This window comes from Paraburkholderia sp. BR14320 (genome assembly GCF_040948665.1).
GTDB lineage: Bacteria > Pseudomonadota > Gammaproteobacteria > Burkholderiales > Burkholderiaceae > Paraburkholderia > Paraburkholderia youngii.
The window spans coordinates 16,406-28,803 of the sequence record NZ_JBFPKG010000023.1; the positions used below are offsets into that span (position 1 = coordinate 16,406).

Here is a 12,398-nt window from a genome sequence, read left to right on the forward strand (position 1 = left end):
CTCCTGATGCATTGCGACAACAACATGATTCGCGAGACCAGTAATCATTCGAGGAAGGGCTAATGACCCCCCTGTCACTATCGGAGGCACGATTCGCACCGGATTCCGAGCTCGCCCGCAAAGCGGCGGTCCTCGCCTGGCAGGGTCATTCGGGGCCGCTGCTCAATCATGTCCACAGCAAATGGTGGTTCGCGGAGTTCACCCGCAAGAGGCGGCAAATGAAGTACGATCGCGAACTTGTTTATATCGCATCGCTGCTTCACGGCCTGGGTCTGTCAGAGGATCATGCTGCGGACAAGCGCTCCGAAGTCGATGGCGCCGACGCCGCGAGCAGGTTTCTGCATGCCCACGACTATCCGGAGACGACAATCGGCATCGTTTGGGACGCCATCGCCCTTCACTCAGCCGCTGATAGTCGATCGCAGGGAGCCGGAAGTCGCGCTCGTCCACTTCGGCGCTCATGTCGACGTCATGGGGCTCAGGATGGACGAGATTTCTCCCCAACTCATCGACGATAAGCTCGCGCTCTATCCGCGACTCGGCTTTGGGTCTCGCTGTCGCGCGGTCGAGTTGACCACGCAAGGCTTTGCGATAGACTGCCTTGATCCTGGAGGGGTTTGTCGTGGCTGATCTTAAAACTATGCTGGTCCGTACCAACGCCGCTTGCGCCCTGGTTTGCATGTCGCTGCTGGCGCACGCCGGGACGTCGGCAGACTCTGCCGCTGTTCCCAATGCGACTGAGCCTGAAATTTCTGCCTCTGCAGATGTCCTGTCGACTCGCCCTTTCGTCGGCGACGACCCGGTTGCTATCAGGGACGCTTTGGCGGGCCAGAGCTTCAATACCAACTCGCCTTCGTTGAGCGATCGCATCAGGAACCTGATCCACGTCCCTGTCCATAAGGCGCCAGGCGGACTCGATTCGCCGAAAGCCAGTCTCGAGCGCGACCTGGCTTTCGTCGTACCGGCGCCCTACGGAATACGATATCAGTCAAAGACGCACCTGTTGACGGTGGACATAGATCTATCCGATGACAACAATCCGGGAGCGATCCTACTCAAGAAAACCGTCACTGGACAACGCGGTCGAGGGCTTGTGGTGGCGCCAGAGGCGAAGGCCAAGGGGTACATCCAACATATCGATGTGATTGAGCTCAAGTCGGGCGAACGGAGCAAAACCAGGGTTCACGGACGCGTGACACTGTCGCAGACGGCGTTCCACGAAGCGAATGGAGACTTCGCGATTGTGCTGATATGTAGCATGACGCCACCTTACCTGACCGACCGACGCGAACATAGCGATCCCAGCAACGACGAGCCCACAGACATCACAAAAAGAACCTCGACCCTTTACACCAACATTCACGCCATCTGGCTGGTGAGCCCGCAGCGGGGTATCGTGCTATCGAAGAAGCTGCATCTGTCGAAGTGAAGAAGTAAAGAACTACGGATTGCTTTTCGACACAACCTCTCTCAAGGGTCGGGCCGGCCGCATGTCCGAAAGCGTGTGGCATTCATTGCCGTTCTCCCGCTACTTTTTGGGCGTGATCGCTTCGCTTGCTGAATTCCTCGCCGACGACACGCATGCTTTCCTCGACTGCGGGATATCCGCGATAGGGAAGGACGTTTAGCAGCGTTTCGACGATTTCCGCCTGCGTCGCGCCCGCCGTCAGCGCCGCATTCGCATGGACCCGCAGCGGCGTCTCCGTCGCTTTGCTTCCCACCGCGGCGAGCGCCGAGCATGCGGCAAGCTCGCGCGTCTTCGCGTCGAGCCCGGCACGGCTAAAGATGTCGCCGTAGGAGTGCTCGACGATCGCGCGGCCGATATCCGGTGCCAGGTCGTTGAAGCTGTTGACCACGGCCTCGCCCGCCTGGGCAGAAGTGCTGGCGAGCGTCGCCAGTCCGCGTTCGCTGCGAGCCTTCCGAGTTTCGGAGACGATTGCATTCGCGCTTACCCGGCCGCCTGCCCCTTCCGTCTCTTTCTGCGCCGGCTTGGTGAAGACGGCGTCCGCAACCCCAAAGGCATTGAGAGCGCTCGGGAACCCGGCATACACGGCCAGTTGCATCAGGGCTTCGGTGATCTCGGTGCGCGACAGGCCCGACTCGAGCCCGGCTTCGATATGAAGGCGGAGCAGATCGCTGCGATTGCCGGCTGCTGCGAGCATCGAGATGCTCGCGATCTGTCTTGCCTTCGGATCGAGTCCTTCTCGAACGAAGATCTCACCGAACACGAACTCGACGGACCAGCGGGCGAGTTCGGGTGAAGTGCTTTCCAGCTTTTCCACGTACTCCTCCGGATTGGCCATCAAGCCGTCGAGTACCTCGAGACCCCGCTGATATCGCGCAGTGCCATCGTCGGACGCCGGGGCGATCGGATCGAAAGCCAGACCGCGCTCCCGAAAGATCTCGCGAACGATACCTACTGCGTTGATCGAGACCGGAAACCCTAGGATGGCAATCGCCAGGAACAGCATTTCGACCAGTTCCGCGGGCTCGCCGCCCGCATTGAGGAAGCCGGTCATGTGATATTTCAGTTGCGGTTGCACGCTGCCATGGGCCATCAGCGCGGCAACGGTGGCGATCTGGCGAAGGCACAAGTCCAGCCCCGGCCGCGACAGGATGTCTCCATAGGCAAATTCAACCGTGAATCGTGCCAAATCCGGGGCAACCTCCGCCAGACGGTTAACAGGGATATCGTAGCCCGCGCCACCGATCCTCTTCAGCACCTCGATACCCCGGGTAAAACGTTCTGCACTGGTTTCGCCAGCGGACGCGCCCTGGAGGGCCGTCATGCCTGTCTGAGCCGTAGATCCATTCATCTGTGTTTTGCCATCGGTGATTTGTCGCCCCGCTTTAATCGGCGCGAAAGCGGCTGCTGCCAGCTTTCTGGCTGCTGTGATCCTCTGCAGAGTGCCTCTGCGCTTGCACGTATCCATGTCTGATTTGCTCCTTCTCGAAGTCAGCGGAATGAAGCATACGGGCAGGAAGATGCAACAGGCCAAGACCAAATTCGTGATACCTTTTCTGCATGAGACTACGAATCGATCTACGCCAGCTGGAGTGCTTCGTCTCCGTGGCCGAGGAAGGCACGTTTCGCGCCGCGGCCGAACGACTCCACATGTCACAGCCGCCTCTAAGCCGCCAGATCAAACAGCTCGAGAGCGAACTTGGGGTGACGCTGCTCAATCGCGGTTCGGCGGGCGCGGAACTCACCACGGCGGGCCGCGCATTCCTGAAGGGGGCCAGGAAGACGCTCCTTCAAGCCTCAGAGGCGATCGAAACCGCACGACGGCATTCAAAGGAAGGGCCCCGGCAGCTCAGGGTCGGTTATACCAAGATCTTCGACCCGGAGGTCTTTCCTTCCCTCGAGCCCGCCTTCAGGAAAGCGGTTCCTGGCGGGTCGCTGGTCTTCGTTGCGGCCACTTCCGTCGAACTCATCCGGCGCCTGCGGCGTGGCGCGCTCGATGTCGCGTTGATCGGACTGCCCAGCGCAACAGGGGAACTGGTGGTGGAACCGCTGCACAAAGAGCCGCTGGTCGCGGTAATCCCTGCACGGCATCCGCTCGCGCGGCACAAAGTCCTGTCGATCGCGCAGTTGAATGACCAACCGGTGTTCTGGCCGCAGCGGCGAACAAATCCCGGATTTTTCGACTACTACGAAGAAGTGTTCGCGAAGCTCGGACATGCGCCGAGCCGAAGACTGACGGAACCCGCGGATCACCATCTTCTGCTGGCCGAAGTGGCAAACGGACAGGGCATCGGCTTCATACCTAAGTCGATGACGACGATGCGGCGCGCCGGTGCGACTTTCAGGCCACTCAAGGAAAGGGAATTCTGGATCGGATTTGGCCTCGCCTACAGGGATGCGCAACACGCATCAGAGTTGGATGCGTTGTTACGCATCGCGCGGCGCAAGACGGCGTTGGTGCCTCCGGGCATGCAGCCCTGCAGCAGCTCCACAGGGCCGCCTAGCCCACCCCGCCCCGCCCGAGAAACCCTGCCACGCTTCCAAATCAAATTGAAGTAAGCGCGCTCCCACCTTGGTCCTGACGCCAGGATCTGGCGCGCGCGGTGCAGACACAATGTCCGACGCGATGCGTATCACAGGCCATACTTGTCCGTACCGCCGCTTCGGACAGCAGGAGGGGATCATGGCACCCAAGCTCGTGAACTTTCTCGTCGTAGCGATGATGTTGGGCGGGGTGCTCGACACACTGACCGGCTGCGGGGGGAACGCGGTCGCGCCTGCGCCCTCCGCGAGCATGCCTCCGCCCGGGATGCCTGCCGGCGCGGCTTCCCCGGGATTCTTCAAGATCTGCAAGGGACAGACGTATGCACTCTGCGCGACCGCGAGTTGCACGGTGGTGAACCAGGTGGCCTATTGCCAATGCGACGTCAAAAAAGGCGACAGCATCAGCTTGCCCCTTCGGGTCGATGGCGAGGACGTCTGCTCGATAAACGCCAATGGCGCCGACAATGGGTACATGGTGAGCACGTTCAGCGTGCCGGAGTCTGTTGTCGCGCCGCAGGGCGATCAGGCGCTCTATAACTGTCCAGCGGGGTCCGACGGCGGCTACGCGCAATGCGACGGCGGCATGTGCTTCACCAGCAGCAAGGGCACCTCGTTCCCCGGGTTCAACGAGCCGCTCGACCGCGCGGACATCATCTGCGCATGTCCGATCAGTGTGACCCCGGGCTCCCCCGTCGGCTTCCAGATCGCCGGCCCATATCCTTGCGACAATTCGTACTTCCGCTTCTGCAAGAGCCAGGTCGCTAACAACAGAACCGGTTCGACGGTCAAGGTCGGCGCCCCGACCGGAACGGCCAGATTCCTTGCTCTGCGCCTCAACGGAAGTGCGCCGCCGTTGCACGAGTGTCTTCCTCCGTCCCAGTAGGCACGCAACCGAACACCACTCTCGCAGGTGGCGCATTAGTCAACGGATCATGTGGCGATATAAACATGAGGGATGTCAACGATCTTCATGTAGATGTTGAATGACGTTTCATGGCTGAACCTTACCATTGACCAAAGTTCGCGAGCGGTTTGTAGGCCGATCTGAGAGGTCGATTTTTCCTGCGAGAGAATTGAAAAAGCCACGCAGCGACTTTTTCAACACAATCGGCCACGAACCGCCGTTCACCTGCGTTTTCGATCGGACATTCGTGCGTCGGCTCCGCCCCGTAACCGGCCCTCCGATCGATCAACACAACCGATGGTTCGTCGCACGAAGTGACTGCTCCGTTTGTGCCTTCTTCGCATGATGATGGGTGACAACAGGAGGGCAGACACACCGAGCACCCGCGACACGCCTTCAACACCGCGAATAAGCCCCTTCGCTCAACCGACAAGGAGCGCCAGACCGATTGCCAGTTCGACGGCAATGATCGCAAGATTGGTTGGCAGGCGCGTTCGGGAAAGGAGCATGGCAACCGGCGCCTCCGTTGCGCGCCCTCCTTGCACCGGATACAGCAGCGCGGCGCGCTGGACGCTTACTGACGACGAGGATGCTCGAGAAAAAATCGCACCATCTCCGCACTGGCGTCGGGGCCGGATGGATCGGTATAGCTCCCGCTTGAAGAGCCTCCGGCCCACGCATGAGGCGCGCCGTGGATGATCCATAGTTCCGCATGTACCCCGGCTCGTGACGTCATGTGCCGGACCGTATGCTTGCGCGCCTGCCCATTAGCGCCCGACGGGCGAGCGGCTATCGGATCACTTGAGAAGAATCCGTGTACCAATCCGTCGGCGTTGGCAGGATGCACGGTCGCATCCGCGTCGCCGTGAAAAACGATGAGCGGGCATTGAGACGCCTGCGTGTCGTGAATGTCCGCTCCGCCAGGTTTCCGCGCTTTGGACCGGGCTTTGCCGCCGCGCATCGCCGCGAGCGCGGACGGCAAGTCGTGCGCGCATCCGACGGGTAGGCCCGAATGAACGCCCGCAGCTGCGTACAGATCGGGATAGGCTTGCGCGACGATCGCCGCCATCGCGCCGCCGGCCGAAAGACCAGCAACGAAGACGCGTTTCGGATCGACGTCGTAATTCGCCATGACTTCGCGCGTGATGCCCGCGATCAGCGACGGCTCGCCGTGGTCGCGCAGCTGATCGGCAGGCCTAAACCAGTTCCAGCATTTCGAGGTATTTGCGCGTTGCGGCTGGGTCGGATAAGCGACGATAAAACCGTGCGTTTCGGCAAGGGCGTTCATCCGCGTGCCGGCTGCGAAATCGTCAGCGTCCTGCGTGCAACCGTGCAGCATGACGATGAGGGGCAGGGAATCACTGCCGTATTGACTGGGGACGTAGATCTTGTAATTACGCTGGCCCGCGGCGTTGACGTAGAGCCGCATGCTGAAGTGCCCGCAATCCTGCACGTCCGGTTCGGTTTGCGTCGTATGGGCGCGATGCCGGGGTTGCAGGCGGTCGGCGAAGCGCGTTGTCGTCGGTTTGTCATGCGAGTCAGCATGCACGGTTGCCACGTCCGTCGGCTCGCCGCGCATGGCGCGCTTGACAATCTCCGCGGCCGCAGCCGGGTCGTTGCTGCGAAAGAGTGCGAACGCCTCTTTCATCGAGTCCAGAAAGCCTTCGTTAAGTTTCATGTTTGTTCCGATAGCGGGGAGGAGTCAGGGATGTCAGCGGATCCGATCCGCTAGCGCGGCCTTGACCGCCGGTGAGGCATGGAGCGCGCCTCGAACCAGAATCGATTCGATCGCTGCCAGCGCAAGGTCGGGTGAGACGTCCGTGGCAATGCTCGCCAGTCCCAGCACCTGAATTCTGAGTCGCTGACTGGCCGCGCACGCTGCCTCAAGGTCTTGTTTCGAGAAATGCTGGAGACCCAGTACAAGCTCACGGCGGGTTACGGTTTCCTTGACGGCAGGAGCATGAATCGACAGCTGATTGCGGATGGCCGTACGGATCAGATCCGTGCGGTTCGAGTAAAAGCCCTCTTCGACGAGCAAATCGATTTGCCCCAGATCGACTGGACCAAGATTGATCGTAATTTTTTCGGTCCCGCTACCTCGTGAGCGATCCGGCACTTCTTTTGCCATATGCATAAACCCTCCAGTCATCATCCACATGGATGGTTATAGGATGATTTTCAAGAGGGCGTCAACGCTGATCGCTGCGATTGGCCCGTGTGCGGTCTATCGGCAGAAAGACGCGGGCAGGGAGGTAACAGGCGATCTCGGTGTGCGTCGAGGCGACGCGAGGACGAGATGGATTGCGAGTCGTGTACTTCGTGTTCCAGTGCCACGGTCCCAGGGCCTTACGCCGATAATCAGCCAGCGCGGTGCCAGCAACCGGATTCCGGGCACACGGCGGCTGGTGCGCCGTTCATCCAGACTTGCTCCTCCTCTAATCGCTGCGACGACGGGCGGTCGATGTCGAAGATCACCTTGAGTGCTTGCCCGACATTGGCGTCTTCGATCGGAAGCTCCCACGTTAAGAAAATCTGGGTGAAGTCCTGGTCCGGCGCGAAGTCGGCCGCAGAGAAACTCTCGGCGCCACGCTGAATCACGCCATGGGGCTGGCCCGTATCGAAAATGACGGCTGTTCCGCGCTTGAGGGGAATGCATTGACCCGTAGCGGGAAACCGCAAGTCCAGGCCCTTGTCTTCGCTCAGGAACAGATTGCAAAACGCGGCACTGCCATATTGCTCACCATCATGGTGATATCTCGCGCCACGACAGGCCATCAGCGCCATGTCACTATCGGCGAGCACCGCGGGCAGTCCCAGGGCGCACGTCCAATCGGACATGGCTTGCACGCAGCGCTTGTAGGCCGGCCAGCGCACTTGCGTGCGCGCCAAAGGCATTGCCTCGACATCCCCAGGTTCCAGAGCGAGTCGCGTCGATATCTCTCTTTGCCAATCTGCCACGACGGGCGCAGGGGGTGACGGTACATCGAGCGTGGTCCATAAAACGATGTCACTTACGCGTCGACTGCGGATGGCGTCGCCGCTCCAGAAAAAGGAAGTCAGCATATTTCTCATTTCATGCTGTCGAAGGGAGTTCGTCGAGGCATTGTAGTGATTCAGCCTGGTCATCCCGGTAAAAATCGGCGATGAAGCGTTCATCACCTGGTCACGTAGCCAAGTCATTCCAGCGTCGGCTGCCCCTTTGGAAACAGCCAGATGTCGCATCGCTTCGTCAGCAGCGCGGCCCGCCTGCTGAAATGGTTACAAGATAAGTGTTGACTCTGACCCGCCTGGCGGGTACTGTGCCGTTCGAAGTTCAAGAAGTTCGATTGCTGTTCATCAATTGCTCGCTCCTCAGCGGTATTCGTTGTCCTCTCCCTCCTTGAAGCTTCAAGCGCTCTTTGACAGAGCAAGTATTCATTTTTTCTCAAGGATTCTTCATGGAAACCGGTACCGTTAAATGGTTTAACGACAGCAAAGGCTTTGGCTTCATTACCCCGGACAAGGGCGGCGACGACCTGTTCGCTCATTTCTCCGAGATCCGGGCCGACGGCTTCAAGACGCTGGCTGAAAATCAGAAGGTGAGCTTCGAAACGAAGCAAGGCCCCAAGGGTCCGCAAGCGGCTAACATCAAGCCGTTGTAAAGTTTGAAGGACCCGGCATTCGACGAACGCCGGGTTGCAGCGACACCCTCGCGGAGTTTTTGTCTCCCAAAGTTAGCGCGATCGCCGTTAGCTGCATCTGCTGATTCGGCAGCTTAGCGAGCGCCATACGTCTTGTTGCGCCTCATTCTCTCCTCAGGCCTCAACGCCATCTTTCGCCTTTCGACTGCTTGATGAATCGGCTCGAGTGGCTTTGGGTCAACGCACCCGTGCCCTTTCGTACGGTACGTGCGCACTCCAATATCATTAAAATTAAAATGCAAAACAAACAAGTTCAACAATACAACGGCTATGCCGTCCAATCCTCGGCGCATCGTTTGCCCGACGGTAACTTCTCATCCAACCTGTTGCTCGAACGCCTCGATAACGCCCGAGCCGAAGGCCGCTACTGGTTCTATTCACTCGACTACTTCACGAGTGAAGAACAGGCGTTGCAGTACTCCAGCCAATGGGCACGCAATTGGGTCGACACCCGCGGTTAAGGGCGACTCGACAGTTCGAAACATCCAGCGCATTCGAAGCGCCAGGGCGGTGCAACCAAAGGCGCTCGAACATCGCGCAGGTTTTAGAGCGGCACGTCGTCGGCACGCGCGGCTATCGGCCCACCGTCCTTCTGGCCCGCCGATAGTGGCCTGGAAGATGGCGGGGCTCGGCCCGTGAAAAAACCTACCACCGAACGCAAGCGCAAAAAGGCTGCGGCAGTGGCACGACTGCGCAAGTAGAGCAAACGGTCGTTGCCGCCAAAAAAGCGGTATTGCCTGGAATTTTCCGGGCAGGCATGCTAAGGCGCCGGGCATCCCGCTAACCTCCGTATGGGGCTTCCTTCTGACCCTGGCCGATTGGCCGGTTGGGTTCGCATACCGGCACGCGATTTTCTGCGATCGATAGAGGGCTTCGGGTCGGTTTGGTGCATTCGCCGTCGGCCCGGATTCGGCCAGGAAGGGCGTGTGTAGTTGATCGCCAGCGAGCGTGGTGATGCGCGGCTCTCGTGGTTTTAGGCCACCCAGACTTTCACTAGTGAAAACGGTCCAGCTGACGGTGGACTGAAATAAACCGAAATCCGCTCCGTTGATAGTGTTGTCGGCGGCCATCGGCGCCCGGGTCGGGCCGTGCCAGGACGACCCTACGGTCGGCCAGTCACGCGTTGCACCATCCCGTAGAGCACGGACATCTGCAAGCCGCTCTTGAGCGCGTAGTTCGGGTCGTATTGATTGGAGTAGCCCCACCAGTCGAAGCATGCGTTCGGGTTGGTCGGCCCCGGCGCAGACGACGCGAACGTGTCGGGATACACGACCACAAGCTTGTTCGTGTCGGCCCATTCGTTGATGCCGGCCTCGGTGACCCAGCGGTTGCCGATCAGTGATGCCTCCTGCAGACAGCCGTGCAGAGCGAGCACGAATCCACACGTTTCACCCTTCGCGCAGGCTTGCGGAACAAAAACGCTGCCTGTCGAACTCATCGAAACGTTTTCGGACGCCCCGAACTCCGTTTGATCGAATGAAGACAGCGTACCCTTCAGCGCTCCGTTTTCGCGCGGTTTCAATGGGCCGAGGAACATCGTCAACCACGTCTTGACTGAATCGTAGACTTCGCCATTGGCCGAACAGCGCACCATGTAGGGACTCCCGAGAGTGCCGCACGCAAGTTCGCCGTCAGGCGATTCCCAGCCGTGCTCGGCGGGAAATGTATTGTCAAAATGAACATTCGCTCCGTAATGTGCGTATTCCGAGTTCAGGTCGGCCATCTCACGTGGATTGACGACCTCGTCCAGCGTGCCGGACCACAGATAGACCGGCTGTCCACGCAGATTCGTCGCCGGGTCGATGGTCCCGAGGGACGATTGCGCGTCAAGGTACGCTTCGGATGGCACCAGCGTGCTGTTATACGACGCCTGATTCGTCGGAAGAGTCTCGCCGCCACAGTTTGCCAAAGCTGTAGCGGCTCCTCCGGCGCCTGCACACCAATACACCCCGCCAGCGTACACAGCGGCTCCTTTGAAGGTAGACGAGTGAGCAACGTGCATCTGCACTGCCGCGAAACCGCCTGAGGAGATACCTGCAACGAAGACTTTCGCCGGATCAATTTTGTAGCGCTGCAGCTTGACGATTGCGGAAGGGGCCGACGCACTGTCCGAGGTTAGAGCCGCGGAGCCGGCTACCGCCTTCTCCTGTGCCGATGTTCCGGCCGAATCGCCACTGCCGCCACACCCGGCAAGGCCGATCGCTAGTGCAAACGCCGGCGCTAACCGCCGGCCTAAAGCCTTCGTTGTCATTGTCGTCTCCTCGGCGGGGCAACTTACACAAGTGCATCACTCCGACTGTCGAACTGGGCGCGGTTTCGCCTTCCGCCAAAAGCTCGCTAACACTAGTGATCGACAAAGCACGCATGTTTGCCGCGTACGATGCGCCCGACGAGATCCAGCGCAGCAAAAAACGCTCCCGCAGCACGTCAATCTTGGAACGTCGGTTCTAACCGCACGCTCCATTAACGCAACCGGTTTCATTTGTCGAGGTGGGATTCAAGCTGCTACGCCGAGGACAGCGAAACGCCCGGGCGTTGATGGACATCTTCGGCGAGCATGCCATTCGGCTTTAGTCGCGCGGGTGGCGGTCACTGCCATCGCATGGGGCCGCAGTCGGCCCAATTTCGGACGTTCGACGTTGATTCCGAGATTGCTGATAATCCCGGACGGTCCGACTCAAGCTCTGCACTAGCGTGCCGTTATCAACCTAAACCAATCAAGCCTCCAAGATTCTCGGGGGCGGCTCTCTCTTCAGTTGTGACTTAACCGGCGCCGCCCGCGGTACCATCCTCAATCGCGGATACGAGTCACGATAAAAGGCAGCAGTGAAACGGAAAAATCAAAAATGTTTAAACGAGCTTGGACGGGAGAAGAACCCTTGTGGAAAGTGTGGTGGCTGATCGGCGTGCCACTTAACCTGCTGCTGATCCCCCTGCTAGCTGTGCTTCTGACACCAAATGTTCCGACTCCGCTGTATTTCGGGGCACTCATCTTTTATCTGCTGGCGTTCTTTGCGTGGATACGAGCGGCCTGGTTGTGCGCACCGAACGTCGAGCGTCGTATCTGGATGGTTCTTGCACGAGCGGTGCTCGTACTACGCGTCTGCTCGCTGGCGAAACTCCTGTTGGTAACGAACTGATCCAACCATGCGTCAGAGCGGCCAGGAACGGGCGGTCGACGCGGGAGCCTGCATCGCCGACAATTGCGCGACAAGGCGAAATCAAAATAAGGGGAAACTAAATGCTGTGTCCGGCTTGCAACTCTCAAAACCTCGCTACTAGCGTAAAGTGTTTCCAATGCGGGACGACACTTATCTACGAAGCTACAGGCCACTCGGCTGCGTACATAAAAGGGGCTAGGAGGGTTGATTCATATATTTATGGGCTCGCGGGCGCCATTTCCGCCTTGGTACTCGCAGTAGTTTTGCTAAAAACGCTATTTTCTGACTGGGATCTAAACGCACCTCTCATTTGTTTCATTAGCTTTTCTTTCGGTGGATTGGCAGGCCGATTCATTGCATGGCTGAAGTGGCGTGATCTTTTGCGACTATCGAAATAGACCGGGAGCGATGAACAAACTCCAAATCCAATGTCCGCTATCGGACGCATTGGCCGACCGCTCCGGGTCGAGAAGCGACATCAGCGTCGGGCGGTGATCGGGCACGAAGCGCAATTCGCCGTTACTGATGTTCAGACGTTCAGGCGACGGCTGCGCGCCTGCGAACGGCCGTTCGATCCGGGCGAAGCCGCAAATAGCATGTCTTGTCCACCCGACCGTCCACGCGCAGATGTAGCCCCGCGCGCA

General features: G+C 59.4%; 12 protein-coding genes. 7 read left to right on the plus strand and 5 right to left on the minus strand.

Annotation, left to right across the window (positions count from 1 at the left end; genetic code table 11):
* Positions 1-62 precede the first annotated feature (62 nt).
* A complete protein-coding gene (locus AB3X89_RS21215; protein WP_368585008.1) occupies positions 63-518 on the plus strand; it encodes a hypothetical protein in 456 nt (151 codons plus the stop codon).
* A gap of 104 nt (positions 519-622) precedes the next feature.
* The gene (locus tag AB3X89_RS21220) at positions 623-1,429 is read left to right on the plus strand and encodes a hypothetical protein (protein ID WP_368585009.1); all 807 of its coding nucleotides are present in this window, start codon (positions 623-625) and stop codon (positions 1,427-1,429) included.
* An 82-nt stretch (positions 1,430-1,511) separates the two neighbouring features.
* Here the strand turns inward: AB3X89_RS21220 and AB3X89_RS21225 are convergent, their stop codons facing one another.
* Positions 1,512-2,933, minus strand: a complete 1,422-nt coding sequence (locus AB3X89_RS21225; RefSeq protein ID WP_368585010.1) for a carboxymuconolactone decarboxylase family protein — start codon at positions 2,931-2,933, stop codon at positions 1,512-1,514.
* A 92-nt stretch (positions 2,934-3,025) separates the two neighbouring features.
* Between AB3X89_RS21225 and AB3X89_RS21230 the strand changes: the two genes are divergently transcribed.
* The gene (locus AB3X89_RS21230) at positions 3,026-4,024 is read left to right on the plus strand and encodes a LysR family transcriptional regulator (protein WP_368585011.1); all 999 of its coding nucleotides are present in this window, start codon (positions 3,026-3,028) and stop codon (positions 4,022-4,024) included.
* 124 nt (positions 4,025-4,148) lie between these two features.
* Positions 4,149-4,892 carry a hypothetical protein gene (locus AB3X89_RS21235; RefSeq protein WP_368585012.1) on the plus strand — a complete coding sequence of 248 codons (744 nt, stop codon included), beginning with the start codon at positions 4,149-4,151 and terminating at the stop codon, positions 4,890-4,892.
* Between the two features lie 595 nt (positions 4,893-5,487).
* On the opposite strand, the gene AB3X89_RS21240 is transcribed toward AB3X89_RS21235, so the two are convergent.
* From AB3X89_RS21240 to AB3X89_RS21250, 3 genes are all read right to left on the minus strand, one after another.
* Positions 5,488-6,591: a PHB depolymerase family esterase gene (locus tag AB3X89_RS21240; RefSeq protein WP_368585013.1), complete on the minus strand. Its 1,104-nt coding sequence runs from the start codon at positions 6,589-6,591 to the stop codon at positions 5,488-5,490.
* Positions 6,592-6,624: 33 nt separating this feature from the next.
* On the minus strand, positions 6,625-7,041 hold the full coding sequence (locus tag AB3X89_RS21245; RefSeq protein ID WP_368585014.1) for a CopG family transcriptional regulator: 417 nt from the start codon (positions 7,039-7,041) through the stop codon (positions 6,625-6,627).
* 230 nt (positions 7,042-7,271) lie between these two features.
* Entirely contained in the window at positions 7,272-7,976 is a 705-nt protein-coding gene (locus AB3X89_RS21250) for a hypothetical protein (RefSeq protein ID WP_368585090.1), read from the minus strand.
* Positions 7,977-8,350: 374 nt separating this feature from the next.
* Between AB3X89_RS21250 and AB3X89_RS21255 the strand changes: the two genes are divergently transcribed.
* Positions 8,351-8,554, plus strand: coding sequence for a cold-shock protein (locus AB3X89_RS21255; protein WP_176106399.1), 204 nt, complete (start codon positions 8,351-8,353; stop codon positions 8,552-8,554).
* A 275-nt stretch (positions 8,555-8,829) separates the two neighbouring features.
* The gene (locus AB3X89_RS21260; protein ID WP_176123685.1) at positions 8,830-9,054 is read left to right on the plus strand and encodes a hypothetical protein; all 225 of its coding nucleotides are present in this window, start codon (positions 8,830-8,832) and stop codon (positions 9,052-9,054) included.
* Positions 9,055-9,695: 641 nt separating this feature from the next.
* Here AB3X89_RS21260 and AB3X89_RS21265 read toward each other — a convergent pair.
* Positions 9,696-10,844: a prolyl oligopeptidase family serine peptidase gene (locus AB3X89_RS21265; RefSeq protein WP_368585015.1), complete on the minus strand. Its 1,149-nt coding sequence runs from the start codon at positions 10,842-10,844 to the stop codon at positions 9,696-9,698.
* 595 nt (positions 10,845-11,439) lie between these two features.
* On the opposite strand from AB3X89_RS21265, the gene AB3X89_RS21270 reads away from it, so the two are divergent.
* Positions 11,440-11,733, plus strand: a complete 294-nt coding sequence (locus tag AB3X89_RS21270) for a hypothetical protein (RefSeq protein WP_368585016.1) — start codon at positions 11,440-11,442, stop codon at positions 11,731-11,733.
* Positions 11,734-12,398 lie beyond the last annotated feature (665 nt).

Excerpts from the sequence above, each read along its gene's own strand:
- AB3X89_RS21215 (WP_368585008.1), top strand. The coding sequence starts at position 63 with ATGACCCCCCTGTCACTATCGGAGGCACGATTCGCACCGGATTCCGAG.
- AB3X89_RS21225 (WP_368585010.1), bottom strand. The coding sequence starts at position 2,933 with ATGGATACGTGCAAGCGCAGAGGCACTCTGCAGAGGATCACAGCAGCC.
- AB3X89_RS21230 (WP_368585011.1), top strand. The coding sequence starts at position 3,026 with ATGAGACTACGAATCGATCTACGCCAGCTGGAGTGCTTCGTCTCCGTG.
- AB3X89_RS21235 (WP_368585012.1), top strand. The coding sequence starts at position 4,149 with ATGGCACCCAAGCTCGTGAACTTTCTCGTCGTAGCGATGATGTTGGGC.
- AB3X89_RS21240 (WP_368585013.1), bottom strand. The coding sequence starts at position 6,591 with ATGAAACTTAACGAAGGCTTTCTGGACTCGATGAAAGAGGCGTTCGCA.
- AB3X89_RS21245 (WP_368585014.1), bottom strand. The coding sequence starts at position 7,041 with ATGGCAAAAGAAGTGCCGGATCGCTCACGAGGTAGCGGGACCGAAAAA.
- AB3X89_RS21250 (WP_368585090.1), bottom strand. The coding sequence starts at position 7,976 with ATGCTGACTTCCTTTTTCTGGAGCGGCGACGCCATCCGCAGTCGACGC.
- AB3X89_RS21255 (WP_176106399.1), top strand. The coding sequence starts at position 8,351 with ATGGAAACCGGTACCGTTAAATGGTTTAACGACAGCAAAGGCTTTGGC.
- AB3X89_RS21260 (WP_176123685.1), top strand. The coding sequence starts at position 8,830 with ATGCAAAACAAACAAGTTCAACAATACAACGGCTATGCCGTCCAATCC.
- AB3X89_RS21265 (WP_368585015.1), bottom strand. The coding sequence starts at position 10,844 with ATGACAACGAAGGCTTTAGGCCGGCGGTTAGCGCCGGCGTTTGCACTA.
- AB3X89_RS21270 (WP_368585016.1), top strand. The coding sequence starts at position 11,440 with ATGTTTAAACGAGCTTGGACGGGAGAAGAACCCTTGTGGAAAGTGTGG.